This window comes from Sulfobacillus thermotolerans, assembly GCF_039623705.1.
Taxonomy (GTDB): Bacteria; Bacillota; Sulfobacillia; order Sulfobacillales; family Sulfobacillaceae; genus Sulfobacillus; species Sulfobacillus thermotolerans.
In genome coordinates this window covers 306,068-331,780 of sequence record NZ_CP133983.1, presented here as the reverse complement: position 1 = coordinate 331,780, position 25,713 = coordinate 306,068, and the positions used below count along the sequence as shown (strand labels likewise).

Below are 25,713 nucleotides of genomic sequence, written 5' to 3'. Positions count from 1 at the left end.
CAATAAGGTGTTTCCTTTAACGCGAATCCGGCGGCGTGAGGAGATGGCGGATGGGGGATTTACGTGGCGATACGAGTAAATGTTTCTGCCGATACACAATGGCTGCGAGTCGCTGTTCAAGACCCTAACTCAGGTCAAGAACGCTGGGTTCAAATTGACAGAGCCGCTCTTAACCTAATTATGCAGGAGGATCCCCGTCCTCCCGAAATTATCCTCGATGTGGTGGCTGAGCGTGCAATGAAGCGCATGCCCGTAGCCAACAGCGAGGACGGGGCCCGCGTTATTACCCCCCACAATCTTGAATTAGTCTGGCCCAAATAAGAAAAGAGCGCTTCTGCGCTCTTTTCTTTTAGGTTGTCGCCCGTAAGATCTCTTTTAGTTGTGCCGCATCTAACGTTTCTCGGTCGATCAATTCAATCGCAATGCGGTTTAAGGTGATGCGGTGCTGCAATAGTAACGATTTAGCGCGCTCATATTGCTGCATGACGATATGCCGAATCGCTTGGTCAATTTTTGAGGCCACTTCTTCCGAGTAATTACGCTGGCGCATCAAGTCTCGTCCGAGGAAGACTTGATCTTGGCGCGTACCATAAGTCATCGGACCTAGTTCCTCGGACATCCCAAACTCAGTAATCATTTGTTTGACCATCTTGGTTGACTTCTCCAGGTCATCGGACGCCCCCGTAGAAATCTCGCCAAACACAATTTGCTCTGCAGCGCGCCCACCTAAAGACATCGCCACTTTATCCAAGATCTGCTCTTTGGTAATCAGATAACGGTCTTCTTCTGGCATAGGCATGGTATAGCCCATGGCCATGCCCCGAGGGATAATCGTCACCTTATTAATCGGATCCCCGTGCGGCACCAACATTCCCACAAGCGTGTGACCCCCCTCATGGAACGCCACTACACGCTTTTCGAATTCAGACAACACGCGAGTCTTTTTCTGCGGGCCCGCCATCACACGCTCTGAAGCTTCTTCAAAGTTTTGCATCGTAATCTTCTTCCGCCGTTCCCGAGCAGCCAAGAGTGCAGCCTCATTAGCCAAGTTCGCTAGATCGGCCCCCGTGAAACCTGGCGTTCTCCGTGCAATCACGTCTAAATCCACATCAGAATCCAAGGGCTTGTTTTCCACATGGACTTCGAGAATCTTCCGTCGTCCTTTTTGGTCGGGCCGCGGCACCATAATTTGACGATCAAACCGGCCCGGGCGTAATAATGCCGGATCGAGAACGTCCGGACGGTTGGTGGCGGCCATCACAATAACGCCTTCGTTGACCCCAAAACCATCCATTTCCACCAGCAACTGGTTTAGAGTCTGTTCACGCTCATCATTGCCTCCGCCGTATCCCGCTCCACGCATGCGGCCCACCGCATCCAACTCATCAATAAACAAAATACAGGGCGAATTTTTCTTAGCTTGTTCAAAGAGATCGCGAACCCGAGATGCCCCCACACCGACGAACATCTCAACAAATCCTGACCCACTTTCCGAAAAGAATGGAACCCCCGCTTCTCCTGCCACCGCACGCGCAAGAAGCGTTTTACCGGTACCAGGCGAGCCAAAGAGCAAAACGCCTTTCGGTATGCGTGCGCCCATGTCCATGTACCGCTTAGGATTTTTCAGAAAGTCAACAATCTCTTCCAACTCTTGTTTTTCTTCATCGACACCTGCGACGTCTGCAAAGGTGACCTTGGGCAAGTTATCCGCCTGCAAATGGGCTTGAGTCTTGCCAAAGGACATCATCCGGTTGCCGCCCTGACTTTGCCGGAAAAAGAAAAACACAAATCCAATGACAATCAGCACCGGCAAAAAGTCACCGATTAAGCCGACCCACATCGCCGAACTGGACGGTTTGGTGACCGTGACGTTCGCACCATTAGCATATAATTGAGTACTCAGAGCACTGGTATCGCCAGGCGCATACACCGTTTCATAATGCTGCCCTTGCGCATTGGTCCAAGTCACCACATGCTGCGAAGAATTCACGTCGGCCGTCTTCACTTGATGCTTAAGGGTGGCGCTAATCAGTGAACTATACGCTTGTTCCTGGACAGGCGCGGTACGGGCGTTAAGTATGTCCATCAGGGTGGAAATAAACAAAACAACCAGGACAATCGTAATGACGCCTCGAAACCACCGGTTTTGCATCGGATCCCCTCCGCATTTTGCAAATTACTCGTCTTGTATATCCTCCACAGGGGAACGCCCCTTAATAACGCGGAGGTTTACCGCCTTTTACACCAAATCGCTGCGGGCTCCACGGGAAAAAGCGGCAAACTCTGTGATTCCCAATGTTCAACCGCCATCTTCGAAAAAAGAGTCCGTGACGGAAAAATTTTGCCCGATATATTACAATAGCACTTTTCTCATCCCCTGTGCTATAGGTTTCGTTGCTTGGGCTATTTTTACTCCTCTGCGGGCATACTGAGGGTAATTGTTCCACTAGAGAGGAGAGCGTGAAGGTGATGGTATGGAAAGCCCGCATTCCCTGGCTTATCTTATCGGCGTTGTGGTTGGAATCCGCTTTATTTCGGCCGTATCTAATCGCGAAAGTTCCTTTATTTCCTTTCTTTTATAGTCTTCCCGCTTTTTGGGCCGCATGGCTTCCCCCCCTCCTTGCGGTCTGGATGATGTTGGCGTTAAGGCGAATATTTCCTAAAAAATCATGGTTGCCCATTGCTATGAGTCTACCGCCTGCGCTTTATGTGGTGGCCGACGCCATTTTGTTCCTCATGCATGCCAATGCGCAAGCGCCTCAGCTCGATCTCCGTCTTCCTGCAGCATTTGGAGTTCTTGTTGCGTTCGTCTTAGCCGTAATCCCTCCTGCAACGCAAAAGACCCGCTTTCGCGGATCATGGTTGGCCGTCGTCGCGACTGCCGGTCTTATGCTGTCATTTTGGGGTAATCCCTATTGGGGAGGCGCCATGGCTCTGATTTTAGGGGCACTGGCTCTGATGCGCCATTATCGCCCCTTATCCCATCCCTCACCCAATTCGGGAGGTAACCCTCCCCCTAATAACCCAACGGAAGGGGTTTAAAAATACCCTACCATTGACTATACATCGCATAGAGACTCTCAATATTATCCACGTAGCCGACTGTATACGGCAACACGCGGTCCCCGCCTGCCTGCACAGCGCCAGGTCCTGCATTGTAAGCCGACAATGCCACAGAAAGATTGCCGCCAAACATGTTCAGCATCTCCCTTAAATAAAGGCACCCGGCTAAAAGATTCTCTTCAGGATTATAGAGCTCTGACGGTGAAATGCCTAAGACGGCTGCAGTGCCTGGTTCTAATTGCATGAGCCCAATTGCTCCAGCAGAACTGACCGCATTCGCGTTACCCCCTGATTCTTCCGTAATCACCGCAATGACAAGGGCTGGAGGCAAATTCTCCTGTTGGGCAATCGGTGTGACAAGAGGAAGCATCGCGTTATACAAGGCGCGTTGCGATAAGTTGCCTTGATTGAACTGAGATAGCAATGATTGAATCTGGGAAGCAATTTCACTAATGCGATTGCCCAGAGCCGCCATATTTTGTGACAGTTGCTGCTGTTGATTTTGCAACTGCGTTTCGGTTTGTCGCCGTACCGCGATGGTGCTGGCCGCACTTTGCGCGTCAGATACGGCTTGATTATGTAGTGCCAAGGCTTGGCTTTCTTGACTCGCTAACAAATTGCGTTCTTGTTGGAGGAGCGACTGATGCGCGCTTAAAGATGCCTGCGCGGCCGACAATAATTGCGCCTCTGCTTTCAAGCTTTCTTTTTCCTTGGTCTCTTGGGCTTCTTCAGCTTTAATCACATTCACTTCACTGGCCGCTTGTCCCGCGACTTGGCCCAATAAATCCAATCGGCTGACAAAATCATTGAAAGAATTGGCTCCTAGGAGCACGTCCAAATATCCAATAGACCCTCGTTCTTCAATCAGCTGCAGTTGTCCGCTTAATAGCTTACTTTCCTGGATAAGGCTATTTTGGGTCTGGGCAACCAGTGCCTTGGTTTTTTGATAATTGGCTTGCGTGGCATTCAATTCATTTTCTGTCGCACTCAATTGGGCTTGTGTGCTGGCTAATAGAGCGGCGGTTTTTTGCATTTGCGCATTCGTTACCGCTAATTGTTGATTTGTCGACCCTATCTGATTTTGGGCTTGAGCTAATTTTTGGTTCAAAGAGCTAATTTGATTCGTTGCCTCTTTCAACTCCGGACAGGACCCAAAACCGCCGGCGCTTTAGCAAAAGCCTTAGGAATCCGGGCCACCTCGCTGACCCGCCTAACCCAAGGGCTCGAAGCGCTACACTGGACAAAACGACGAAGTGACGTGCATGATCGCCGTCTGGTGGTCATTTCTTTGACACAAAAGGGACAAGAAATGCTGGCCGACCTCGACTTCTTTATCCATAGCAGCGCGGCACAGGCCATCGCCAGACTTCAACCCGCGGAACGGCAGGATTTTATTCACATTCTAATGCGCTACCTGGATTACGAAGCTGCGATCCGGCACGCGTGCGATTAACGCTAAGCCTGTTGGACTCTTTGACGGAGGTGGTGTAACGCACCCACTGCACGGAAGGCGCACCTTGGCAATGACATGCCAACGTCTGCACTTCCGGGCGGTTGCAGGCTCCATCCTGAAGAAGGCTTGAGCCTGCAACGGCGTAAACGTTCCTATAACGGGCCAGCCGGTTCTTTACCCCGGCGTAAGATATCATCGAATGCATCGGCGCCTTCAATGAATGATACGAATGTGTCGCAGTCACTAAACAATGAGCCAAGCCTTTTGGTGCAACTCCCGGCTTGGCTCATTGTTTAGGCAAAGCGCAAAGCGAAACTCTTGACCCCCCCTTGCCGTCGAAGGTAATCTCATCGTCAAGGACTGGCGTTTTCCCTGTTTGACCTCCCTATGCACTTCCGCCTGCCTGACCCGTCCGTTAGAGACTGGGATTGCAACGCAATCACCTGGTACCCGTCACCGAGCTTATAACCAAAAGATTCCACATCTACGAAGAAGCCACCGCGGTTCATCACCAAAGTATTCAGCGCTTTACGGTCCTCAGAAAATTCTGGTACCACAACGCACTATCTTTAAAGATGCGCTCTTGGGTTGCATAGTCAACGTACAATAAGCCAAAGCGTTTAGAATACCCAAAGGCCCACTCAAAATTATCCATAAGGGACCACACGTAATATCCTTGGACATCGGCCCCTTGTTTCATCGCTTCAGCCACCGCGGCAATATGCGATTCTAAGTAACGGATGCGCGCGGAATCGTGAACGCGCCCCTCAGACACCACGTCATCATAGGCCGCGCCGTTTTCCGTAATTATAAGAGGCACCGGGCCGTATTCGTGGGTTAGGCGCATCAACAGGTCGGTTAACCCCTGAGGCATCAAAGGCCATCCCATCGCCGTCACCGGCCCTTGAGGCGGAACGATGCGCGCGGGCCAGAGCTTGTCCGTCACAGCCTCAACCACTTGTGAAAAATAATAGTTAATCCCTAAAAAATCCAACGGCTGGGCAATGATACGCATATCGCGCGGCCCCATCTCAGGCATTTTGCCGAATAGAATTTCCAGCTCCTGAGGATAAGTTCCTCGAAACAAGGGATCTAAGTACCAACGGTTTGAAAACACATCTTGCAAATGCGCCGCTGCCTGATTTGGTGCCTGCTCGTTCTTGGCATAGGCCGGAGTCAAATTTAAGGTAATCCCAACTTGCGCCTTAGGCCTTGCAGCCCGGATAGCTTGCGACGCCAATCCATGGGACAGCAGCACATGGTGGGCTGCTTGCAACGCCTGTTCGGGATCACGCACTCCTGGCGCATGTTCCCCCAGCAAATGCCCTAAAACAGCGGTGCACCACGGCTCATTATGGGTAATCCAGATCGGAATACGGTCTCCCAAACGTTCGGCCAAAAATCCTGCATAGTCTGCAAATATCTCAGCCGTCCCGCGCTGAGTCCACCCCCCCTGAGCTTGCAAGGCACTGGGCAAATCCCAATGATATAAGGTAAGCGCGGGTGTAATGCCTCGGTCCAGCAAGGTGTCTACCAAACGGTCATAAAACGCCAGACCTGACGGATTGACAGTCCGCAGATGGCCTTGGGGAAACACGCGAGACCATGAGACTGAAAAGCGGTAATGGGACACGCCCACCTGAGCTAACAAGTCAACGTCTTGGACCATCCGGTGATAGTGGTCGCAAGCGATATCGCCCGTATCGTTGTGATAGGTCTTACCAGGTGTGTGCGAAAAGTCATCCCAAATGGAAGGGCCCCTGCCATCTTCTTGGGCGGCGCCTTCTATTTGATAGGCAGCGGTCGCCGCTCCCCACTGAAACGTAGGCGGAAACACCTTGCTCGCGTCTAACCCCATCATCGCTGTTCGTCCTTTCATTCTAGCTCACCGTGCTCCAGCGGCTGCGAATTTGTTCCATCGTCCAAAGCGTCGGCCACGCCACATCCCGTACCAACTGGATAGGCTCACTGACTCCTTGCATCACGGCATGGACATGGCGGATCATATCCGTAAAAGGTTTTTGTCCCTGCATGGTATATTCTTTGACAACACGCTGCGCCGTGCGAATTTCCACGGCATCGCGAGCAGACGGATGATACGTATTTGACAAACGAATTTCGCCTTCTGAACCAATGATTCGCGTTTGCGTGTCGTAGCGCCGAACAAAAGACACATTCATGATTAACTGCTGCATGCCAGCATAACGCAAAACGGCCCAAACCGACTCATCAACTTCCTGAGGCACATGCGCACGCGCCCACACATCCCCAGGCAAGTCTTTCAGCAACAAGGACGTGACATGAACAGGATAACAACCTAGATCATTCAACGCACCTCCTTGAAAAGCTTTAAACCACCGTGCATCCCCAGGCCGCCCCAAAACCGTATTAAAGGTCCCGTGGATTTCTACATGATCCCCAATAGCCCCTTCCCATACCAATTGCTGCACCCGCAACCATTGTGGTTGAAACTGAAAGGCATACGCTTCCCACAACAATGCGTGCGTCCGCTGTGCTTCCTTGATCAAGGCTTCTGCCTCGGACCACGACCCACTTAAGGGTTTTTCACACACGACCGGCTTGCCCGTTTTTAGCGCCTTCATCGTCCATTCATAGTGAGCATGATTAGGTAAGGGAATATAAATCGCGTCGACTTCGTCACTTTCCAAAATGGCATGGTAATCACCCGCAGCTTTTACAACCCCGTTTTGCGCTGCAAATTGGCGCGCTTTTTCCATATCACGCGATGCCACCAGCCACGCTTCACCGCCCCCGGCTTCCTGTAAGGCGGGGAGAAACCCACCTCGCGCAATATCAGCCGTGCCCATAATGCCCCAACGAATCATGATCTCGCCTACTTTCTCGTTCTCCTATTCTTTGGGCATTCTATCACCTTGTTCCACCAAGTGGCACCCAGTGTTAGGACAAACGCAGCGGTTTGCTCGCCTGATAGGCCAGCAACCCGGCCCCCAGCAATATAAACGCCAACAAACCCCAAGCGGGCCGAAAATGGTGAGTACTGTCAATAACAGCTCCGAGTATAGGCGGGAAAAAGGCCGATCCTAAAAACACCACCGTCCCGACAAATCCCATTGCCATACCTGCCTGCTCAGGGAGCACCGTTTCTGCCGCCCACGTTAAAGACAACGCATTCCAGCCAATAGCCCCCATCCCCATCAAAAACCAAACAAGACAAATCCACCCAAAACCGATATGCTGCGGGAGGAATACGACAAAGCCCACCATAATAAAAGCTAAAAGAGCAATCTGACTGATCGTCCGCGGACGGTTAGCCCCAGTCCGGTCACTATAGGCCCCAAAAACAATACGCCCAATGCCTCCGCCAATTTGCGCCAAGGCTAGAGCAAATCCCGCCTGAGATAACGTAAAATGGCGAAACCGATGCAAATACTCTAAAGTAAACGTAATAAGAAAGTATTGGCCGGCTACCATCAAAACGGACACGGTAGCCGGTGTCCATAAAGACCGAGGCAGTTTGCTCTGCACCTTGGGTACAGCCGCTGGCGCCTTAACAGATGGTTCGATGACACTCGAAAAAATCCAGCCCACCACAAAGAGTTCCACAGCAAACAATCCGTAGACCGCATTGAGCCCCTCATGCAGCGCTAAAACGGGCAAAATCATGGCGGCCAGTGCCGCCCCTAAAGGCACACCCGTTTGCCGAATCCCCATGGGCATACCCCGAGCACGATTTTGAAAGGCGGTGAAGACCGCCTTTGTCCCCGCCATGGGCACAGCGGCCAAACTGATACCCAGCAGGAAGAACATGCCTAAAAGGCTGTCAAAACCTCGTATCTGTGTTAAAAGAGCTGCAAGCACCGCCATAACCACTGCGCCCCAGCGCAAAAGCCGGCGGGGTCCCCATCGATCGGCTAACATGCCCATAAAGACCATGCTCGCCATCATGCCTAAGCTCATCGAGGTCGTGACCAGACCAATTTCCGCGAAGTCCAAATGATACCGCACGGCAAAAAGAAATCCCATCACGATGATTCCCTGTTGCACAAAAGACATCCCGGTTTGAGACAATGTCGCCCAAGTTAGATACCATGCGGGCTTGACTTTCGCATGAAATCCTTCGGCCGCAAACAAGCGCTGCATGTTTGTCACCACTTTGCCTAAAATTACCGCGCATGTCCCCACATTTCCGGCGTACATTGTGGTGACAGGCACCCAATGTACCCACTACCGATTTAAGAAAGAAGGCGGCACATTATGAAGCATACATCAGATCTTTGGCCGCGCGCGCTATTGGCAGGCGTGATAAGCACGACCGTCTTTACTGCTCTTCTGACCCTAGCCCCCGTAGCAGGATCCCCCACCTTGAATGTCGCACTATGGGACGGTACTTTGATCACCTTGAACTTACGCCTAGCCGCGGTCCTGGGCTACATCCTAGAAATTTTGGGAGCCACTCTCGTCGCTTATGAATACCAGAAGTGGCTTTCTCCGCGCCTCAAAGGATCGCCATGGAGCAAAGGCATGGCACTTGGTGGGGCATTATGGATCTTTTGGATGATTATCGGTTTACCGCTCTTTGATCTTGTAAGCCCTCTGGTCAACAACGGGCTCATGCTGGCCCCAGGCATTTTTGCCTCAAATTTTGGAGCTACGAGCTCCTTATTCTTTCTTTTAAGTCTTCTCGCCTTTGGTTTGGCCATTAGTTGGCTGGCCGATACGCCGGTAGGGTACCGCTCTTACCGTTAAGGAGCTCGGCTAAACCGGGCTCCTTGTTATGCCTCATGGCGATCATTGCTAAGGACAATGTCAAATTGTCCCGCTGTCGCTACAGGACGGGTGAGCGTCCAAAAACGAAACACGGGCCCGGCTTGCAAACTACGCAAAAACCTCTCGGCTTTGAGAATGGCCCCTGTGTGAAAATCACGTGGTGAAAACAAATAGCCTCGCGCCGTCCCACTATGCGCTGTCACCACACCCCATTGCTGCTGATGGGCTTGTTCAATCACCACGCCCAATAGCCGATCTTCCGGATTCCGTTCCCACTGCACCTCTGCGGAGATTAATCCCGCTTGTCCCATTTGCGAAACCAGCCGTGCATGCGCGGCTTCCCGTGCGATTTTTAACGCCTGCGCTAAGCGTTGTTGCTGATGGGCGGTGTAGGATTCGCGCATTCGGTGATGTAATGCCGTGTTTACCCGTCCGGGTCCGATAAGTCCGACAATCACGGCGTAAGGCGCCATCGGCCATTTTTCCAGTAAGATGCCTTTGACGGGATCAAAGACCACCATATGCGGATACATCACCCCATCCGACGGCTCGATCTGTGCGGCCAAACGCGCCATCGTCGATGGCAACAGACTGCGGTCATATGCCGCTGCAACAGCGCGCATGCTGGCAACAATGTCGGCGGAACTCGACGCCATGCCTTTACCTATGGGTATAACCGAAGAGATGCTTAGAATGCCTCCCGGTTTTTTCAAGGCTTGGCAAGCCAACAGGGCTGCCTTTTGCGCTTTCTTACGATGCCTCGGATAGACCACAACCTCAGAATTCTCACCCGGAATAAATTTGGCCCGGGTTCCCCACCGGATCGGTATCGTTACCAGGAATGGAGTCTGATCAATAACACCCTGCACCAGTTCGCCAAATGTTCCGGAAGAAAATCCCCAGCCAGCCTGCTTCATGGGGGCCCCCTCCTTGAAACTTGTTAATCATTGTACCATGCCTGCTACGACTGGGGACGTTCTGTTGCCGGGTTCCAGTAGATGAAGTATAAAGGGAGGCCTTTGGCCTATTATGTGCTCGGTGCGAGAGACGGCTCATTGCCCCAGGCATTTAGCAAAGTGTTAATCACGCTCGTCTCGCCTTCAACAATGACCTCCGTTTTACGCACAAGAAATGCTGCTTCCTCCATATTGTCGGGCAGCGCTCCTAAAAAGACCGTAAGCGCCCCCACATTCGCTGTCGTTGCAGTTAAGTCCTTATCCGGCAATCCGACCAAAGCGTGGACCTGCGCCTTCTCGGTAATAACCACCGGATTGGCATCTTGTGCGGTGAAACTCATTATCACCACCCGTTGACCTTGGGCATTGGTGCCAATATTGATGGCGTTGAGCGTCATATCAGCATTAGCCGGAGGCAGGGCAATAGGGAAGTCGACCGCACTTTTAGCGGCATTTAACGCAGTGCCTACCTGCGACAGGGCCACATCGGAGGTGACGCCCGCAGGAGGCACAAACGAATACGTCCCCGCTGCCACGGATGGATTCACTTGAAAATGGGAAAAATTTTCCGTAATCTGCGTCGAGCCCCACTTGGCCTGCCATTGAGTCAAGACATTAGTTTTTGTATTATAGGTCACGCGCATTTGTGCTGAATTGCTCGAGGTCGGAAAATTGACGGTCATCTGCAACGTGACGAGATTATGTTTGATGGCAGCCGCTGTGACATGTGCCTCCCGAAGTAGCGAAGGCATCTGGGCCACGACTCCCAAAGGCGCGTCGGCTGCGGGCAAACTGGGCAATACCGTATAATGGTGAGTGCTTTGCGGGTACCATATGGTTTCATGTTCATTGACATAAAAATCCATAGGCGTAGGCTTTGATAGAAAGACAACGTATTGCCCATGAGATAAATCACTGGTAACCTGATATTCCAAGGCTTTGGCGGGATGGTGATCGACCACGAATGATTGCCGGACGCGACCGCCCCATTTTGCAAGACAAACTCGACGCCTTAGGTTTTGGCTATTTCATTCCCTTTTTCTTTGTGACGGTCGGTTCCAACCTCAATTTACGCCCTGCGTTGTCCTCCAACCATATCTGGATCCTTACCGCTATCTTCTTAGGCGGCGTCGCAGCGATTAGCGCCGGAGCGGCCTGGTTGCTGACGCGGATTTTTCCTCGCTCCCGAGCTTTTGCCATGGCAACACTCTTAGCAACAAGACTCTCTGTGACCGTGGCCGGCTCGCTCATCTTATACCAAGCGCACATCATATCCCAATCTCTTTATCTGGCCATGGTCATGACTTCGGTCCTCTCGGCCTTCATTTTCCCACCGCTCTTTCATCGTTTGAGCCCAGCCCCGCCACCCGCGCGCCATGACATTGTGTTGGTGGGGCCCAATCATTGGACGCGTCCTATGGCAGCCCACCTCGCGGATGACGAATACCGGGTATTTACCTACGAGAATATCGAAGCCCTAGTCACCGCCGCGCGTGATTTAGCGCCACGGGTTCGTACGGCAGCGGTTTTGGGCACGGAAGCGTGGGAGCGCAATTTGCGCTGGGGCACTATCATTGCGGATACCTTGCAAATTGACCACGTGATTGTTGATGTCCCAATAGAAGGATTAGAGGAGGCGCAAAACTCCGGCCTTGTTCCCTTCGTGGCCGCCGTCGCCTCCATGCAGCTCTTAGAAACCATGATTCGTTCACCCGCAGCGAGCATCATTGACAGCAGGCTGTGGTCATCGACCCTCGACTTAACCGTCACCAATCCCGAGGCGCTGCACGTCCCCTTGCGCGACTTGCAATTACCGGAAGACACTCTGGTGATTGGCATCACCCGGGGCCGCGAACATTTGGTGCCCCGGGGGTCGTCTACGCTGCAGGCCGGAGACATTATCACCATTGTGTGCCCAGGCGCCAGGCGCCACGACATCCGCACGCTGTTTGAGATGCCCCAAAGCCTGTAGTTAGGCCTCAGGCGCCACTTCCTCTTGCATCACCAGTTGGCGGCGCAATTCTTCACGCTCTTTGTTGCCCGCATAATCAGCGGCCATTAACAGCGCTCCGGCCGCCGGGGATAACAGGGGAGTGTGCACCTCGCAAGCAGGATATCGGCGCGTTAACCAGTGGGTAAAATGCCTTTGCAAAATATCAGAGGCTCCGTTCCATAAGGAGCCTACGGTCACGACCTCCACGCGGTCCTTGTCTACCGGCCACGCGGCCGCCGCTGCTCTTACACTGTCCGCCAATGCCCGAGCCATGGTTGTCAAAAGATGAATCGCAACGCGGTCCTGCTGAGCTGCCGCTTCAAAACATAAAGGCACCAACGCCAAGAAGGCGTAGGGATGAATTTCCCTAAAATACATGGCACGGCGCAAAGCCAGATAATCAGGCTGGCCCATTTTGGCCAGCACTCCTTGTTCTAACAGCGTTTTAGGGCCTCGGCCTTCGGCGCTGCGAAATGCCACATGAAGCACCTCGCGCGCCAAATCTATCCCGCCCCCATAATCACCCATTTCATAGCCTAAGCCACCAATAGTCCATTCGCGGCCATCGGGATGTCTTGCCAGCACATTGGTAGCTGTGCCACAAATAACGGCAATGCCATATCCGCTGCGACTGCCTCCCACCAACGCAATTTGCGTATCGTTTACTACCCGCAGTCTAAGACCCGGCAAGCGCATCTTGAGCGCCTGAGTCATTTTGGCCACGTCTTCAGGAAAGTCTGCCCCAGCCAAGCCCAACACAGCGTAATCCACCTCGTTTGCTGCGAGGTCGGCTTGGTGCAACACCTCCGTCACAGCTTGGGTAATAGACTCCATCGCTCCCTCAAAGCCCACAGGACCTTGAGGATTTGACGGCCCAGTGCGGGCAAGCGCCACGATGTTCCCGTGACGCGCTAAAACCGCTTCGGTTTTGCTAGCTCCCCCATCGACCCCTATATAGACCATGCCCATCATGCGAATTGCGGCAGCCAGGCCGCATGCTCCTGCAAAATGTCACGGAGGATATACCGGGCTACTTCTTCTGACGGCACCAAGGGGTTATTCATTAGGGCTGCCAAAGCCGTTTGACGGCTTCCCGTTACCGCGGCATCAATCGTCAGTTCTTCATAGGCCTTCACGTGTTGGATCAATCCTCTCACAGATGCCGGCATCGGGCCGCAGGTCAAGGGGATGGCCCCCCGGCCATCCACCATCGCCGGAACCTCTACGACACTGTCTTCGGGCAATTCCGGCAAAGCCTGCCCAGTCCCATGACTAGTTCGGGTGTATAAGAACTGCCACCCCCCACAATGACTATACGCACTCCCGAAATCTTCATCATCTCCTCATCTCTTTCATTGATCATATAACGAAAAGACGTCAGACGCGCGTAAATTTCTTCGACCGCGGGTTTAATAAATACTTAGCGTTTCGCGCAGGATTAAGTATGATAGAAGTGGATCGCTATTTACCGTGTACAAGATAACCAATGAGGTGCGCGCAATAGAAAAGCATCTGAATCATGAGGGAGGACAACGTGGATTACAGCAATGAACGAGTCGCTATTTTTGTTGACGGCGCGAATATGTTTTACGCCCAGCGTGTGCTAGGATGGCATCTCGATTTTGCCCGTGTCATCGAATACTTTACCCGAGGACGGGAAATTTACAACGCTTTTTATTACACTGGGGTTCAGGTGCCTCCTGACAATTCCCAGCGTGACTTTCTTACGGCATTGCGTCACTTAGGCTTTACCATCCGGGAAAAGTCTATTAAAGAAACGATGGACCAAAGTTCGAGTTCCGTTATTCGGCGGGCGAATTTGGACATCGAAATTGTGATTGACATGTTTAGTACCGTCAACCGCTATGATGTGGCGGTACTCATGTCAGGCGATGGCGATTTTGAGCGTGCCGTCGAGCTCATTCGCTCACGTGGCAAAGAAATCATTGGGGTAGGCACGCGCGGAATGATTTCGGCCGAATTGGAAAATGCTTGTGACCGCTACGTCAAGCTAGAAGATATTCGATCAGAAGTGGAAAAAGTGCGCTGAAGGCCGGGTTTACCGGCCCTCCCCCCTGCTTTAGCCCCCACATAGGGATTACTCATGTTTTCACCGTCTAGGTTCCTAATACCCTAACATTGGTGAGTTTCCTCTTGGGCGCCCCGTCATTATAATAGTTATGTTAATCATTTAGGGGGATTGGCTTTGGGTGTCAAGCGTTTCGTCACAATCAGTCTTGTCGTGATGTTTTCGGGGGTTTTTACGTGGACTCCTGGGGTGTTTGCTGCGCAAACCAATCTCAGCATCGCCTCACCCGATGCAATCCCGACGCTGCCAGCACATTATACCTTTAGCCAAACGATTACTTTGACCAATACGCAGAATGCCGAGGCTTATGACGTGAAAGCCGATGTGGTCTTGCTGGCACCTGAGACGAGCTATTCACAAGTCCAATTAGTTCACACCAGCATCCAACCGGTCAGCACCTACCATGATCAATATGGCAATCTGATTGGCAGTTTTATGTGGAACCAAATTGCTCCACACCAGACCGTAACATTAGTTTTAGATTACACCGCCACTTCATCTGAGGTAAGTTACAAGCTGCCTGTAACCTATCCGCCTTATAATACCCATAGCAGCGTATACCAAACCTACACCAATCCGGCAGAAGAGGCCCAAGAGGTCGACACCGACTCCCCGGTTTTAGAGAACATTGTCAATTCCGTGATTACCCCTGGGGAAAATCCGGAACAAAAAGCGCATGCGCTTTTTGAGTGGATTGTGGCCAACATCCATTACAACTATACCTTGCAGGCTTCTGGCAGTGCTGTGGCAACGGCCGAAAGCCACCTAGGGATCTGCAGCGACATTGCCGATCTCTATGTCGGCTTGCTGCGCACGGCAAAAATTCCAGCGCGCTTTGTAGGAGGCTACGTGACAAGCAATGGCAGTGGGCAAGGAGGATTTCACCAGTGGACAGAATTTTACCTGCCCACGGTTGGATGGGTGGTAGCCGATCCCACATGGGGGGCCTATGGCTACTTTGCCTCGCTTCAAGACCACTGGCATATTGCCTTGTATGACGGCATCCGCAAAGACATCACCGTCAACTGGAATTACTCGCCTTCGGCCTTGACAGCCGCTGAAGCTTCTTCACAAATCGCCATCAATTATCATTACGTGTTTGCGCAAACGCCTATTCCCACGATTGGTGCGCACCCTAAAGTGACCATTACGCACCGTGTGACGAAACCGCGACCGCTTTTGGATCCTTCGACGATTTCCCACCGCGTGCACAGTGTGCCGCTGAAACCGTGGCAAGCTTGGTGGTTAGCCATCAGCCAATGGATTCGGCAAACGGAAGACCGCGTTGGTGCTTGGATTTCTGCTCGTCTTGCGCAAGTGGGCCTATAATCTCCTGCATAGTTTACGCCCATCCCAGCCACCTTAAATAGTGGAGGTGGGAATAATGAAGTCCATTGACATTCCAACCACGTTGGACACGGTGTGGGCGTACGTGCAGGAGCACTATGCTCCTGAAAGCGTGGATGATCTGCACAACCAACTCGTCAGCACAGGCAATCAAGTGGTCAAACATCAACATCAGTGGCAAAAGCCCGATGATTGGCTAGCGTATACCTCTTGGCGTGTGGCCGAAGACGATGAGAAAGAACAGCTTGCACACCTTTTCATCCAAGCGGTTGGTCAAGACCAAGATTCCGCCTCGCAAAAATAGCTGCTGCCGTAAGCGGGCCATCCTCTCGGGGATGGCCCGCTTACGGTTTGAGTGGACCCAATTTCCATTATGCTTTGCCCAGTAACAGCAGATACTAGTGGCGGAGGTGGTTTCATGCCAAGAACGTTTGGATGGTTTAAAAACCCCAAGACTCTGCTGTCCTGTATTGAGAGCGTCCAACGAAGTGCCGCTGTCTCCGTCTTAATGCGCCAGCAAGACTTAGAAGTCGTCGTCATGGGCCCATTAACCCGCTTTGTGGCACCCTATCCTTTTTTGGATGTGCAGCATCACATCTATCGCTTAGGTCTCAATCGAAGCTGGGCTAAAAAATATGCAGACATTCTTGAAAAGGGTGGTCTCGTGGTGTGTTTGGAATCGCCCGAACATGCCTTTACCGATGAGTTAAGCCGGTATCATGCCCAAGACCTACAACTGGTGCCCTAATCCTAACGCCACGGAACAGGCCGCCTCGGGTCTTGGAGGAATTCAAACTGTGACGCATTCATGCCCACCATTCGATATAACGGCTGCTGACTAGGACGCGCCATCACGTCACGCGCCGCCAAGCGCTTAACAGGGGGAATCCTCAAATAACTCGGATTCTCCCGCATGCCTTCTGGTCCAATCCACACCCCGGCACCTCGGTGCCGGGCCATGTCTTCATATTCTAAATAAATGTCCTGGGCATGCGCACATACAATGGCTAAAACTTCTTCCCCGACATTGACGCTGACATGGCCAAATCCTGGTGGTATCACCACCCAATCTCCCGCCTGGGCGGAGATGACGACCAAGTCATCAATTCGGTCCCGATTTCCCGACTGCAGAACAAAGAGACCCTGGCCATTAATCACTTCGATAACTTCCGCCCGCCATTCGTCATTGTCGGCTGCTGAATGCTTATGTCCAGCGGTTTTCGTCCATTCGTCCCGCAGAACTCCTGGCCAGATAATCGTGAGATCAACGCTAATGCCTTGCGCCCGGTAACGCGTTTCCTCACTTTTCAAATGAATGCCTTCATAAACATGATAGACATAGGGCGGCCCTGATGCGTCCGGATCTTCCAAAAAAGGACGAAGCTCTTCTAAACTCCTAGCCACATGATGGTCAACCGCTCCATCAATAAGAGGATACACCGGATTTTCCTGGTGTCCCGTCCAAGACAATGGCACGCCCAAATGCGTTGTCAAATCAAACACGGGTCACCTCACTACGCTTCATACTGTTTATCATAGCAAACTTCACAAAATCGCCAAGGCCATCCACGTCCATGCCACCACTTCCGTAATCTCTAGCGCAGAGCCTTTGCGCTGACAAGTCCACAGTCCGACAGTGACGCCTAATGCCATGAGAAAAACGGCTTGCGCCACCTGGGGCCATACGCCAGTAAAATACGCATACTCGGCAACCAACGCTAAAACCCGCCACACGACAGCAGTAGCGTGCACGTGGCGGGTCACCGTATATGTGGCAACAAGCGCCAACACCATTCCCACTTCTTGTTCCATCTTGGTTCACCCCTTGTATCGGCTCCCTCCTGTACGGTATTCGGAGGGCGCCTAAGGGTGCGTGCGAACGAGATTACCGAAATCGGGCGCCAAGCCATTCCAGACGCAACATACGCACAATGCCCATCACCAGCATGGCCACCGCCAAAGCGGACAGGGACAAAATCATCATGAGCAAGGTCACATGAAAGGCATCGACCATGGTGGGCGCGGTTGGCGCTACCACTAAGAAATCACGATCGGCAAAGGCCGGCAAAGTGATGCCGCCCAAGGCCTGTTCAACTGGATGAAAAAACACGACGGTCATGATGCCCGCATAGACCGCGTGCAACGCACGTGCCATAAAATACGGCTTCATGGAAATATCGGTATCAGCGAGCACTGATGCCACCTGCCCATGAACCGACAAGCCTGACCATGCAACAATCGCTGACACAATGACCAATTTTTGGAGCAAGGGGGCTGACGCATGGGCCGCAGCGGCTGACCCTAAATCAATTTCAAAGAGCCCTTTTACAGCCGCCGGCACCAATTGGGGGGAAAAGCCCAAGACATGAAAGACCGCGGTCAAGGGGGCTGTCAGGACCACCATAAGGCCTGTCGCGGTCAATACGCGTAAAAGCACGGCAAACAAGACCATAAAGCTCATAATCATGAATAACGTCCCCATACTCTCTCCAATAGCTTGATTGAAAACCTTTCCATATGAGCGGCCGTCTTCCATTCGACCACGAATCAATGCATCCATGGCCCGCTTATGAATGCCGCGCAGCACCACTCCTTCCTCCTGCCGAGGGTGGTCTGCCCGCCGCCCATAAAAGCGAAAGGTTAGTCCAACCATCAACACCGACGCATAATGGGCCATGGCCAGTACGGCCCCTAAAGCAGGCTGGCCAAACATTCCAACGGCTACGGCGCCAAAGAGAAATAACGGGTCCGCCGAATTGGAAAAAGCCAACAACCGCTCGCCTTCCACTTTGGTACACAAATTTTGCCGACGAAATTTGGCGGTCAACACCGCATCCATGGGGTATCCAGCCGCGAGCCCCATCGAAAAGACAAAGGATCCCACTCCTGGCACATTAAAGAGAGGGCGCATCAATGGCTCAAAATAGACGCCTAAATAGTGCACCATGCCTGTCGACAGGAGCACATCTGACAAAATGAAAAACGGTAGTAACGACGGGAAGACCACCTCAAAAAAGAGTTTTAAGGCATCGACCGTCGCGTGAAACCCATGCTCCGAAAATACGATCAGCGCAATCGTCAACAGCAGCATGGTAAACCCGGTAATCAACGTAGCAATGCGGCGTGGTTCTTGGTCCATGAGGCCACCTCATTTCTGGGACTTCCCTTCATGCTATGTCCCATACCCAGGTGCTATGACGAGCCAAGACATTTTCAGCGCGCCCTGTTTCTGCGCGGTTATTCCTCACGACACACCCAGGGAATTCTAAAGACAGCCCGAATTCTCCAAAGAATGCCGCCATCCGGATTCTTGCCATATTTTAGGTTGAATGCCCAAGACAACCATATCTACATATGAGATGATGAATAAATATTCATTAATCGTATTTTGGAGGGAGTGTCAACCATGGCACGGAAACTGATGTGGAGTATGATGTCTGTCTCTCTGTTGGCGGGGTTGGAACTCACGGCGTGTGGCACCACGTCCTCTCAGGCCGCGCCACCTGCTTCTGCCCCCGTAGTTATCGCGTTACCCGTGCAAACGAGTCCTAACTGGTTTTTCCCCGTCTTCTCCAGCAATACGTTTAGCGCCACCAACATCGAACTCGATGCCTTAATGTACAAACCGTTGCTTGATGTGACGCCTCACGATACGGTAGACTATCAACATTCTTTAGTCTCTTCCATTACCTGGAACAAGACGGCCAGCGTGTTTACACTGCACATGAATCCGCGCTACCATTGGTCCAATGGACAACCCGTCACGGCTCAAGATGTGGCGTTCACCTGGTCCATTATGAAAGGCGCCAGTAGTAACGCCAAAAATTTGCCTTGGAACTAAGGGCAGCGGCGGGGTCCCCACCGATTTCAAAAATGTCGACGTGATTAATGCCCGCACGCTCCAAGTCACGTTAAATTCCGGCGTGAATCCGCAGTGGTTTATTCTCAATGGATTAGGCCAAATCAATCCCGTACCGGCCTTTGTGTGGGATAAATATCCCAACAATATGATCAAAGAGCTCAAGTTTATTCAATCTGAAGCGAACAGCCCCACCAGTGCCCTGTTTAAAATAGTCGATGGAGCCTATCATTTTGGCCGGGTTCAACCAAACCAGTCATGGAGTTTTGTCGCACATAAAGACTATGGGGGACGCAAATCTCATCTATCTTCCCTTATCTTTCAGTGTCAACTACCCCGGCCTAAAGGCCGGAGCTTGCGACTCCCCGGAAGTGCGTCCGATGGCTGAACGCCATCTCCTTCCTTGGGTTGGGGTCGCATCGTAGGGCGGTTGACGTCGCCCTCACGACCGCGGGCCTGCCGCGATCGCACCTGTCACCCGGTACTCAATTCCCTGACGGTGCAGGTTCATGGCGCCAATCCGGTCATCGTTCGACCGGTAGTGGAATTGTTGGCACGCGAAGCGGTGTCGGCGCTTATCGCGATTTCCTCGGGCCACGTGCCCACAGTGGGGACAGGTTTGCGAGGTATAGCGCGGATCCACCGCGATCGTGCGGGACTGATATAGGGTCGCTTTATATTCGAGCATCTGGCGGAGTTGGTAAAAGGCCCACGACACGGACGTATACCGATCCCGTCGCCGGACCCGCTCCGTGGCCCCCCGCATCCCCGTCAGATCCTCCAGGACGAATAGCGTCTGAGCCCCATAGCGGACCACGAGTGCCTTACTGACCTGATGGTTCACATCGGTCATCCAACGGTTTTCTCGTTGTCCTAAGCGTTTCAGGCGCCGGCGGGCGGACGGTGTCTGCCGCCGTTGCAGGGTCTGTCGAAGGAGCTTGAAGTGAGCACGCCGCGCTTTGACGGCGCGGGGGAAAAAGGTAGTCTGCCCCTGGGAATCGTAGGCCGTCACCAGGAAGTTGATGCCGAAGTCGAGCCCGACCACCTGACGAATCTCCGCCCAATCGGTCTCGGCCACGTCTTTCGTCATCGGTACAGGGAGAAACCAGCGCCCATGGCGGTGCACAAGATGTGCCGTGCCACACTGCCAGGTCCCGTCGAAGACGCGTTCCATGCCCTGCCGGGCGAAGGGGATCGGCACGCGGCCCGCCAGCGTATTGAGAGAGAATGCGCCGGCCTTCAAGGAATAGTCGCGATTCCAGACGAGGTCGAAGGCCGGTTTGGTGAACTGCACCCGAGTCCAGGGATGCCCGTGGGCCAGCACACTCTTGTAGCGGGCCATCACGGTTTTGATCACCGATTGCGCCATTTGGGATCGCAAGCCAAACTGCGCCCGCAAGGGCCGGTAGGTCTCGGTGTGGAGAGCGGCTTGCTGAAGGCAGTGCGTGGTATCGACGACCCCGGAGCATCTCCTTCCTTGGGTTGGGGTCGCATCGTAGGGCGGTTGACGTCGCCCTCACGACCGCGGGCCTGCCGCGATCGCACCTGTCACCCGGTACTCAATTCCCTGACGGTGCAGGTTCATGGCGCCAATCCGGTCATCGTTCGACCGGTAGTGGCATTGTTGGCACGCGAAGCGGTGTCGGCGCTTATCGCGATTTCCTCGGGCCACGTGCCCACAGTGGGGACAGGTTTGCGAGGTATAGCGCGGATCCACCGCGATCGTGCGGGACTGATATAGGGTCGCTTTATATTCGAGCATCTGGCGGAGTTGGTAAAAGGCCCACGACACGGACGTATACCGATCCCGTCGCCGGACCCGCTCCGTGGCCCCCCGCATCCCCGTCAGATCCTCCAGGACGAATAGCGTCTGAGCCCCATAGCGGACCACGAGTGCCTTACTGACCTGATGGTTCACATCGGTCATCCAACGGTTTTCTCGTTGTCCTAAGCGTTTCAGGCGCCGGCGGGCGGACGGTGTCTGCCGCCGTTGCAGGGTCTGTCGAAGGAGCTTGAAGTGAGCACGCCGCGCTTTGACGGCGCGGCCGGGGAAAAAGGTAGTCTGCCCCTGGGAATCGTAGGCCGTCACCAGGAAGTTGATGCCGAAGTCGAGCCCGACCACCTGACGAATCTCCGCCCAATCGGTCTCGGCCACGTCTTTCGTCATCGGTACAGGGAGAAACCAGCGCCCATGGCGGTGCACAAGATGTGCCGTGCCACACTGCCAGGTCCCGTCGAAGACGCGTTCCATGCCCTGCCGGGCGAAGGGGATCGGCACGCGGCCCGCCAGCGTATTGAGAGAGAATGCGCCGGCCTTCAAGGAATAGTCGCGATTCCAGACGAGGTCGAAGGCCGGTTTGGTGAACTGCACCCGAGTCCAGGGATGCCCGTGGGCCAGCACACTCTTGTAGCGGGCCATCACGGTTTTGATCACCGATTGCGCCATTTGGGATCGCAAGCCAAACTGCGCCCGCAAGGGCCGGTAGGTCTCGGTGTGGAGAGCGGCTTGCTGAAGGCAGTGCGTGGTATCGACGACCCCGGAGACCCAGTTGCAGCCCTGACGGTAGGCCTCGACGGTCTGCTGGAGCAACGTCGCCTGATCCGGGTTCGGATACAATTGCACCTTCGCGGTCAAGGTCAGTACCGTCGCAGACGCCTCCCAACATTCACGAGACCTATCATATCGCAATGTTAGTGAGACCACAACATGGGAAGAAGGGAGGGTTCTCTGACGCGGCTCCTCCCCGGCCTGAAGGCCGAGGTCTCCGCCGCGCGGTATTTTGATGAAACGTCATCGGCAAGTGAATTCTCAGCCTTAAAGACGGGGGCTTTGACTATTGGTTACCTTCCGCTTAGCTTGTGGAAATCCCGCCATACATTAACGCATGATCGCATAATATCCGGTTATGTCTGGGGAATGACGTACCTCCAGCCCAATGAGTCGCCCACCGCCCCCAATGGTACCGGCATGCTCTTTCATCAACTCTACATTCGTCAGGCTTTAGCGTATGGCATTAATCAACCGGCTATTATCGCCGCGTTTTATCATGGTCATGGCATTATCGGAGACGGCCCCATTCCCGAACAGCCCAAGACCCCTTATTACGATACCGCCCTAAACCAACCTATCTATTCTTATAATCCACAGCAAGGACGGTCGATTTTGTTAGCCCATGGTTGGAAAGACAACCACGGCATCATGATGAAAAACGGAAAGCCTTTGGCATTTACCTTAAACTACAACGCGGGCAGCCAAACCGTCACAGATATTGTCCAGCTACTCAAGACCGATTGGGCGAAAGAAGGGATTGAGGCGAACCTTGTCTCCACCCCATTTGATAGCCTCATTGCCCTCCCCCAAGCAAATGGTCCATGATTTGGCTGGGGCTTGGCAGTTGGATCTATAGCCCCGATTATTATCCGACCGGCGGCGCCTTGTTTAAAACCAATGCCGCCCTCAACGGCGAGGATTATAGCAATACCACGATGAATTCCCTCATTGATCAAACCTATGCGCCTTACACTAGCACATCTCAAGAACTCTCACGGCTCGATCAATATCAAATGTTTGCCTCCCGCCATATCCCAGTCATTTGGATGCCGTATTCCGCAACGAACTTCGTGGTCAGCAATCATCTGCATGGCTTCTCGCAGTCCTTAAATTGGGTATCAGGTCTGATCTACCCCAATTTATGGACGAATTCCTGAATATGGCCGGACGGCTGCCGTCGGTGGTGCTATGTACGTCACCATGATCTTGAATCTCGTGCAGAACCCCCTAGTCTTGTCATAAGCCAGGGGGTTCTCGTCTGCGAATAGATGCTTGGGGTCGTTAGGATGTCATGTCCTCAAAGGTTTGTGCAAGAGAATCCCGTACATAGCAAATCGCGCGGGATAAACCCGGACGGCCTCGATAAGAGCTCGACAACGGGCGTTGTCTCTACTATAGCGGCCCAAGGCGTTTTATTATCCAGACTCTGCGACAAATCTCTCGGGTTGCTGCGTTAGCCCCCACTCTAACGCTTCCATTGCTGGTCCAGACAATTTCTTGCCCGCGTCGGGCCGCATAATCCCGAGGACTTCGCCTGTATCAAGCTGACGGCGATAGGGCCTAGCATGCGCTAGAGCATCATACACGTCAGCGACCGCCACGATTTGACCCACTAAGGGTAGAGTTTAGGTTGTGCCAGATTTTGTCTGAAAAAAACCGAATCCCATGGGGTCTGCCCTTTATATTCCTGCGGTCCCCAAAATTTGGACATTTGCCATCTCTTTTACGCGGATACGCATTGGGATATCATGTCAGCCTTACGGGATTGGGGGACAGGGGCGCTGTGACGCCCCTGTCCCCCAGTGCAAAAGGCTCGCTCTGCTATACTCTGACGAGCATCCATGTCGCTTGTCTTCCAGCGACTCGTTTTCGCATCGTCACCGCCGAGGAACAGGTTCAGTGCGTCGCGTGCCATCGTACGTTACCGGGCCAACCTCATTCGCCTCTAACCCAGCTCTTCGCCCGCCTGGTGCGGCACGCCGGATCTCGCCCAGCTCCCGCGGCGCTTGCGGGCGCATCTCACCGCTTACGGGCACTCCAGTACTTTGTGACTTATCCCGCGTAGATGTCCTGACCAGTTAGTTCGACCGCATAACGTGCTCCGTCAGCGGATTAGGATTCGCGGACTCACAGGCAACAGTCGTGCCGTCTGGCGGTTTGTGCTTGCCCATCGTTAGACCGTGTTAACGGGGGACGCGGCGCTGACCGCGCTTGAGGTCTTTAGACGGCATCCTTGATACCGTAGCTACAATGTAGCTATAATAGAGTATACACTTGGCAAAGCGAGGGATACTGATGAAAGCGAATACGATTGTGCGCGCACGCATACCCGCAGAAACCAAAGAAAAGGCTCTCGCGGTCTTAGAGAAAATGGGCTTGACTGCCTCGGACCTGATTCGTCTAACGTTTCTGCGCGTGGCTGAAGAAGAACGCCTCCCGTTTGCCGTCGCGGTGCCTAACCACACCACACGAGAAGCCATGGACGAAATTGAGAACGGCGGCGGTCATTCGTTTCAGAAGCTCGATGACCTGTTTCACCGATTTCCCCAGTAAACCGCAGATGTCTCTCAGCATTCGCGTCACTACGCGCTTTGAGCGGGATCTTAAAAAAATGGCACGCCGCCATAAAGAGTTAACCAAATTGAAAGCCGTCATTGCCTTGTTAGTGGCCGAAGAGCCGCTTCCTTCCCGTTATCGCGATCACGCCTTAACGGGGCGACCTGCACGGGTGGCGCGACGTCCATATCGAACCCGATTGGCTTTTAATCTATCGGATCAACCGCGCCATCTCAGAACTCATATTACTGCGCACCGGAACGCACGCCGATATTTTCGAGGAATGAGCCCGCCACCATACGGCCCAAGCTTAGCCGGGACCGGCTCTTCCGGGCGCCACATGATCGCTATCGCACACCGCGAGGTTTCTCATCGAACTCGGATATTTGGCATCGTGTTTTCAACATCGCAACAACAACGGCTTTAAGCGGTGGCAGGTCATGGATCACAACTTCCCAAACAATCTCTAAGTGGGGTCCCAGGTAGTGGTGAACTAAGCGGTCTCTCATTTGGGCAATCGCGGACTATGGAATATACGGTTAGGCACTAGCAAACGTAGCAGGCGCAACCAAAAAGACAGCGCCTATAACGGAACCCGCAACGATTAGGCGCTCTTTCAGACCCATGACTTCACCTCATTTATACTTTATTGCACCACGCATGTGCTGCAACCTGACCTTAGTCATGATCTGAATGACATACAGTATCCCATACACTCCCAAGTTTAGTATCAAAGAATTTCCTTGGAATTTTTCATCAGACATAAGTTCACAGGCGGATTCTAAATATTAGCCATGGAACCGTATTATCCTTGTGTTTCAGGGTCTTCTTCTTCGGTGTTCTCGAGTTCTTTATCCACGTCGCCTCGTTTTTCCATGGCTAGAGCATGGATAGCCGCTTGGGCAGACAGTCCTGTCGTCTCGCTTATCCATAACAAGCTCTTGGTCAGACGGTTTCGCTTATCCATCTCATCCACTCCTCGCATGCAATGTGGCTTTATGTTGCCCAAATGCCGCTGATTTATGACAAAAGTCGGAAAGCTCCACCTCTTTTTCCTTTCGTTGTATGGTATGCACAAGAATTAGGACGTTTTACGT

The 25,713-nt window shown here is 53.0% G+C and carries 31 protein-coding genes and 1 pseudogene; 15 read left to right on the top strand and 17 right to left on the bottom strand.

All coding sequences use genetic code 11. The features are described from left to right. Window positions 1-63 precede the first annotated feature (63 nt). The gene (locus ORD20_RS01560; RefSeq protein ID WP_103375690.1) at window positions 64-321 is read left to right on the top strand and encodes a hypothetical protein; all 258 of its coding nucleotides are present in this window, start codon (window positions 64-66) and stop codon (window positions 319-321) included. Between the two features lie 28 nt (window positions 322-349). Here ORD20_RS01560 and ftsH read toward each other — a convergent pair whose 3' ends face one another. Beyond that, the gene (gene ftsH, locus ORD20_RS01555) at window positions 350-2,152 is read right to left on the bottom strand and encodes an ATP-dependent zinc metalloprotease FtsH (RefSeq protein WP_103375689.1); all 1,803 of its coding nucleotides are present in this window, start codon (window positions 2,150-2,152) and stop codon (window positions 350-352) included. 314 nt (window positions 2,153-2,466) lie between these two features. Here ftsH and ORD20_RS01550 point away from each other — a divergent pair, with 314 nt between their 5' ends. Next, window positions 2,467-3,042 (top strand): hypothetical protein, encoded by a 576-nt coding sequence (locus tag ORD20_RS01550; protein WP_103375688.1) that lies wholly within the window; start codon window positions 2,467-2,469, stop codon window positions 3,040-3,042. Window positions 3,043-3,049: 7 nt separating this feature from the next. On the opposite strand, the gene ORD20_RS01545 is transcribed toward ORD20_RS01550, so the two are convergent. After that, window positions 3,050-4,171 carry a transglycosylase SLT domain-containing protein gene (locus ORD20_RS01545; protein ID WP_430626445.1) on the bottom strand — a complete coding sequence of 374 codons (1,122 nt, stop codon included), beginning with the start codon at window positions 4,169-4,171 and terminating at the stop codon, window positions 3,050-3,052. 9 nt (window positions 4,172-4,180) lie between these two features. On the opposite strand from ORD20_RS01545, the gene ORD20_RS01540 reads away from it, so the two are divergent. Continuing rightward, on the top strand, window positions 4,181-4,516 hold the full coding sequence (locus ORD20_RS01540) for a MarR family winged helix-turn-helix transcriptional regulator (RefSeq protein ID WP_430626444.1): 336 nt from the start codon (window positions 4,181-4,183) through the stop codon (window positions 4,514-4,516). 520 nt (window positions 4,517-5,036) lie between these two features. Here ORD20_RS01540 and ORD20_RS01535 read toward each other — a convergent pair. The 3 genes from ORD20_RS01535 to ORD20_RS01525 all read right to left on the bottom strand — a co-directional run bounded on the left by ORD20_RS01535 (window position 5,037) and on the right by ORD20_RS01525 (window position 8,710). Continuing rightward, the gene (locus ORD20_RS01535) at window positions 5,037-6,377 is read right to left on the bottom strand and encodes a GH1 family beta-glucosidase (protein WP_242968535.1); all 1,341 of its coding nucleotides are present in this window, start codon (window positions 6,375-6,377) and stop codon (window positions 5,037-5,039) included. A gap of 19 nt (window positions 6,378-6,396) precedes the next feature. After that, entirely contained in the window at window positions 6,397-7,362 is a 966-nt protein-coding gene (locus ORD20_RS01530; RefSeq protein WP_103375685.1) for a Gfo/Idh/MocA family protein, read from the bottom strand. A 73-nt stretch (window positions 7,363-7,435) separates the two neighbouring features. Further along, complete coding sequence (locus tag ORD20_RS01525) at window positions 7,436-8,710, bottom strand: MFS transporter (protein WP_146039053.1); 1,275 nt, start codon at window positions 8,708-8,710, stop codon at window positions 7,436-7,438. A gap of 42 nt (window positions 8,711-8,752) precedes the next feature. Between ORD20_RS01525 and ORD20_RS01520 the strand changes: the two genes are divergently transcribed. Next, window positions 8,753-9,244 carry a hypothetical protein gene (locus tag ORD20_RS01520; RefSeq protein ID WP_103375683.1) on the top strand — a complete coding sequence of 164 codons (492 nt, stop codon included), beginning with the start codon at window positions 8,753-8,755 and terminating at the stop codon, window positions 9,242-9,244. A gap of 26 nt (window positions 9,245-9,270) precedes the next feature. On the opposite strand, the gene ORD20_RS01515 is transcribed toward ORD20_RS01520, so the two are convergent. Continuing rightward, complete coding sequence (locus ORD20_RS01515) at window positions 9,271-10,182, bottom strand: GHMP kinase (RefSeq protein ID WP_103375682.1); 912 nt, start codon at window positions 10,180-10,182, stop codon at window positions 9,271-9,273. A 110-nt stretch (window positions 10,183-10,292) separates the two neighbouring features. After that, window positions 10,293-11,183 (bottom strand): hypothetical protein, encoded by an 891-nt coding sequence (locus ORD20_RS01510; protein WP_430626443.1) that lies wholly within the window; start codon window positions 11,181-11,183, stop codon window positions 10,293-10,295. A gap of 2 nt (window positions 11,184-11,185) precedes the next feature. Between ORD20_RS01510 and ORD20_RS01505 the strand changes: the two genes are divergently transcribed. Beyond that, window positions 11,186-12,193 carry a cation:proton antiporter gene (locus ORD20_RS01505; RefSeq protein WP_430626442.1) on the top strand — a complete coding sequence of 336 codons (1,008 nt, stop codon included), beginning with the start codon at window positions 11,186-11,188 and terminating at the stop codon, window positions 12,191-12,193. Here ORD20_RS01505 and ORD20_RS01500 read toward each other — a convergent pair whose 3' ends face one another. Both ORD20_RS01500 and ORD20_RS01495 read right to left on the bottom strand, forming a co-directional pair. Then, a complete protein-coding gene (locus ORD20_RS01500; RefSeq protein ID WP_103375679.1) occupies window positions 12,194-13,186 on the bottom strand; it encodes an N-acetylglucosamine kinase in 993 nt (330 codons plus the stop codon). Further along, window positions 13,183-13,467 (bottom strand): hypothetical protein, encoded by a 285-nt coding sequence (locus ORD20_RS01495; RefSeq protein WP_430626441.1) that lies wholly within the window; start codon window positions 13,465-13,467, stop codon window positions 13,183-13,185. The genes ORD20_RS01500 and ORD20_RS01495 overlap by 4 nt, the downstream gene beginning before the upstream one ends. 281 nt (window positions 13,468-13,748) lie before the next feature. Between ORD20_RS01495 and ORD20_RS01490 the strand changes: the two genes are divergently transcribed. The 4 genes from ORD20_RS01490 (at window position 13,749) to ORD20_RS01475 (ending at window position 16,398) form a co-directional block, all read left to right on the top strand. Continuing rightward, window positions 13,749-14,264 carry an NYN domain-containing protein gene (locus tag ORD20_RS01490; protein ID WP_103375677.1) on the top strand — a complete coding sequence of 172 codons (516 nt, stop codon included), beginning with the start codon at window positions 13,749-13,751 and terminating at the stop codon, window positions 14,262-14,264. A gap of 156 nt (window positions 14,265-14,420) precedes the next feature. Next, window positions 14,421-15,632, top strand: a complete 1,212-nt coding sequence (locus ORD20_RS01485; RefSeq protein WP_242968533.1) for a transglutaminase-like domain-containing protein — start codon at window positions 14,421-14,423, stop codon at window positions 15,630-15,632. Between the two features lie 55 nt (window positions 15,633-15,687). Further along, window positions 15,688-15,954, top strand: coding sequence for a hypothetical protein (locus ORD20_RS01480; RefSeq protein WP_103375676.1), 267 nt, complete (start codon window positions 15,688-15,690; stop codon window positions 15,952-15,954). Window positions 15,955-16,068: 114 nt separating this feature from the next. After that, window positions 16,069-16,398: a hypothetical protein gene (locus tag ORD20_RS01475; protein ID WP_103375675.1), complete on the top strand. Its 330-nt coding sequence runs from the start codon at window positions 16,069-16,071 to the stop codon at window positions 16,396-16,398. 2 nt (window positions 16,399-16,400) lie between these two features. Here the strand turns inward: ORD20_RS01475 and ORD20_RS01470 are convergent, their stop codons facing one another. The 3 genes from ORD20_RS01470 to ylbJ all read right to left on the bottom strand — a co-directional run bounded on the left by ORD20_RS01470 (window position 16,401) and on the right by ylbJ (window position 18,789). Further along, window positions 16,401-17,153, bottom strand: a complete 753-nt coding sequence (locus tag ORD20_RS01470; RefSeq protein WP_103375674.1) for a glucose-6-phosphate isomerase family protein — start codon at window positions 17,151-17,153, stop codon at window positions 16,401-16,403. A 42-nt stretch (window positions 17,154-17,195) separates the two neighbouring features. Then, the gene (locus ORD20_RS01465) at window positions 17,196-17,462 is read right to left on the bottom strand and encodes a hypothetical protein (RefSeq protein ID WP_103375673.1); all 267 of its coding nucleotides are present in this window, start codon (window positions 17,460-17,462) and stop codon (window positions 17,196-17,198) included. A 73-nt stretch (window positions 17,463-17,535) separates the two neighbouring features. Further along, window positions 17,536-18,789 carry a sporulation integral membrane protein YlbJ gene (ylbJ, locus tag ORD20_RS01460; RefSeq protein WP_103375672.1) on the bottom strand — a complete coding sequence of 418 codons (1,254 nt, stop codon included), beginning with the start codon at window positions 18,787-18,789 and terminating at the stop codon, window positions 17,536-17,538. A 267-nt stretch (window positions 18,790-19,056) separates the two neighbouring features. On the opposite strand from ylbJ, the gene ORD20_RS01455 reads away from it, so the two are divergent. Next, window positions 19,057-19,491 (top strand): ABC transporter substrate-binding protein, encoded by a 435-nt coding sequence (locus ORD20_RS01455; protein ID WP_103375671.1) that lies wholly within the window; start codon window positions 19,057-19,059, stop codon window positions 19,489-19,491. 40 nt (window positions 19,492-19,531) lie between these two features. Next, complete coding sequence (locus tag ORD20_RS01450; RefSeq protein ID WP_103375670.1) at window positions 19,532-19,897, top strand: hypothetical protein; 366 nt, start codon at window positions 19,532-19,534, stop codon at window positions 19,895-19,897. A 54-nt stretch (window positions 19,898-19,951) separates the two neighbouring features. Here the strand turns inward: ORD20_RS01450 and ORD20_RS01445 are convergent, their stop codons facing one another. Together ORD20_RS01445 and ORD20_RS01440 are read right to left on the bottom strand one after the other, a co-directional pair. Beyond that, window positions 19,952-20,908, bottom strand: coding sequence for an RNA-guided endonuclease TnpB family protein (locus tag ORD20_RS01445; protein WP_430626440.1), 957 nt, complete (start codon window positions 20,906-20,908; stop codon window positions 19,952-19,954). A gap of 117 nt (window positions 20,909-21,025) precedes the next feature. Continuing rightward, window positions 21,026-22,213 carry an RNA-guided endonuclease InsQ/TnpB family protein gene (locus ORD20_RS01440; protein WP_430626439.1) on the bottom strand — a complete coding sequence of 396 codons (1,188 nt, stop codon included), beginning with the start codon at window positions 22,211-22,213 and terminating at the stop codon, window positions 21,026-21,028. 3 nt (window positions 22,214-22,216) lie between these two features. On the opposite strand from ORD20_RS01440, the gene ORD20_RS01435 reads away from it, so the two are divergent. After that, the gene (locus ORD20_RS01435) at window positions 22,217-22,885 is read left to right on the top strand and encodes an ABC transporter substrate-binding protein (RefSeq protein WP_103375669.1); all 669 of its coding nucleotides are present in this window, start codon (window positions 22,217-22,219) and stop codon (window positions 22,883-22,885) included. Further along, window positions 22,882-23,217 carry a hypothetical protein gene (locus ORD20_RS01430; protein WP_103375668.1) on the top strand — a complete coding sequence of 112 codons (336 nt, stop codon included), beginning with the start codon at window positions 22,882-22,884 and terminating at the stop codon, window positions 23,215-23,217. Before ORD20_RS01435 ends, ORD20_RS01430 begins: the two co-directional genes overlap by 4 nt. 258 nt (window positions 23,218-23,475) lie before the next feature. On the opposite strand, the gene ORD20_RS01425 is transcribed toward ORD20_RS01430, so the two are convergent. Next, window positions 23,476-23,661 carry a hypothetical protein gene (locus ORD20_RS01425; RefSeq protein WP_430626438.1) on the bottom strand — a complete coding sequence of 62 codons (186 nt, stop codon included), beginning with the start codon at window positions 23,659-23,661 and terminating at the stop codon, window positions 23,476-23,478. Between the two features lie 694 nt (window positions 23,662-24,355). Between ORD20_RS01425 and ORD20_RS01420 the strand changes: the two genes are divergently transcribed. Continuing rightward, window positions 24,356-24,613 carry a type II toxin-antitoxin system RelB/DinJ family antitoxin gene (locus tag ORD20_RS01420; protein WP_103375666.1) on the top strand — a complete coding sequence of 86 codons (258 nt, stop codon included), beginning with the start codon at window positions 24,356-24,358 and terminating at the stop codon, window positions 24,611-24,613. Between the two features lie 58 nt (window positions 24,614-24,671). Continuing rightward, on the top strand, window positions 24,672-25,043 hold the full coding sequence (locus ORD20_RS01415) for a type II toxin-antitoxin system YafQ family toxin (protein ID WP_430626437.1): 372 nt from the start codon (window positions 24,672-24,674) through the stop codon (window positions 25,041-25,043). A gap of 34 nt (window positions 25,044-25,077) precedes the next feature. On the opposite strand, the pseudogene ORD20_RS01410 reads toward ORD20_RS01415, so the two are convergent. Both ORD20_RS01410 and ORD20_RS01405 read right to left on the bottom strand, forming a co-directional pair. Further along, window positions 25,078-25,125: pseudogene (locus ORD20_RS01410) on the bottom strand (hypothetical protein); the annotation flags it as partial. Between the two features lie 296 nt (window positions 25,126-25,421). Further along, window positions 25,422-25,583 (bottom strand): hypothetical protein, encoded by a 162-nt coding sequence (locus ORD20_RS01405; protein WP_158246281.1) that lies wholly within the window; start codon window positions 25,581-25,583, stop codon window positions 25,422-25,424. Window positions 25,584-25,713: the final 130 nt, after the last annotated feature.

What these genes read in the sequence shown, in the direction of transcription:
- ORD20_RS01430 (WP_103375668.1), top strand. Translation starts at nt 22,882, where the DNA reads ATGATTTGGCTGGGGCTTGGCAGTTGGATCTATAGCCCCGATTATTAT.
- ORD20_RS01455 (WP_103375671.1), top strand. Translation starts at nt 19,057, where the DNA reads ATGGCACGGAAACTGATGTGGAGTATGATGTCTGTCTCTCTGTTGGCG.
- ORD20_RS01475 (WP_103375675.1), top strand. Translation starts at nt 16,069, where the DNA reads ATGCCAAGAACGTTTGGATGGTTTAAAAACCCCAAGACTCTGCTGTCC.
- ORD20_RS01465 (WP_103375673.1), bottom strand. Translation starts at nt 17,462, where the DNA reads ATGGAACAAGAAGTGGGAATGGTGTTGGCGCTTGTTGCCACATATACG.
- ylbJ (WP_103375672.1), bottom strand. Translation starts at nt 18,789, where the DNA reads ATGGACCAAGAACCACGCCGCATTGCTACGTTGATTACCGGGTTTACC.
- ORD20_RS01535 (WP_242968535.1), bottom strand. Translation starts at nt 6,377, where the DNA reads ATGATGGGGTTAGACGCGAGCAAGGTGTTTCCGCCTACGTTTCAGTGG.
- ORD20_RS01415 (WP_430626437.1), top strand. Translation starts at nt 24,672, where the DNA reads ATGGCACGCCGCCATAAAGAGTTAACCAAATTGAAAGCCGTCATTGCC.
- ORD20_RS01480 (WP_103375676.1), top strand. Translation starts at nt 15,688, where the DNA reads ATGAAGTCCATTGACATTCCAACCACGTTGGACACGGTGTGGGCGTAC.
- ORD20_RS01520 (WP_103375683.1), top strand. Translation starts at nt 8,753, where the DNA reads ATGAAGCATACATCAGATCTTTGGCCGCGCGCGCTATTGGCAGGCGTG.
- ORD20_RS01500 (WP_103375679.1), bottom strand. Translation starts at nt 13,186, where the DNA reads ATGATGGGCATGGTCTATATAGGGGTCGATGGGGGAGCTAGCAAAACC.
- ORD20_RS01435 (WP_103375669.1), top strand. Translation starts at nt 22,217, where the DNA reads ATGGGAAGAAGGGAGGGTTCTCTGACGCGGCTCCTCCCCGGCCTGAAG.
- ftsH (WP_103375689.1), bottom strand. Translation starts at nt 2,152, where the DNA reads ATGCAAAACCGGTGGTTTCGAGGCGTCATTACGATTGTCCTGGTTGTT.
- ORD20_RS01530 (WP_103375685.1), bottom strand. Translation starts at nt 7,362, where the DNA reads ATGATTCGTTGGGGCATTATGGGCACGGCTGATATTGCGCGAGGTGGG.
- ORD20_RS01515 (WP_103375682.1), bottom strand. Translation starts at nt 10,182, where the DNA reads ATGAAGCAGGCTGGCTGGGGATTTTCTTCCGGAACATTTGGCGAACTG.
- ORD20_RS01420 (WP_103375666.1), top strand. Translation starts at nt 24,356, where the DNA reads ATGAAAGCGAATACGATTGTGCGCGCACGCATACCCGCAGAAACCAAA.
- ORD20_RS01405 (WP_158246281.1), bottom strand. Translation starts at nt 25,583, where the DNA reads ATGGATAAGCGAAACCGTCTGACCAAGAGCTTGTTATGGATAAGCGAG.
- ORD20_RS01505 (WP_430626442.1), top strand. Translation starts at nt 11,186, where the DNA reads ATGATTGCCGGACGCGACCGCCCCATTTTGCAAGACAAACTCGACGCC.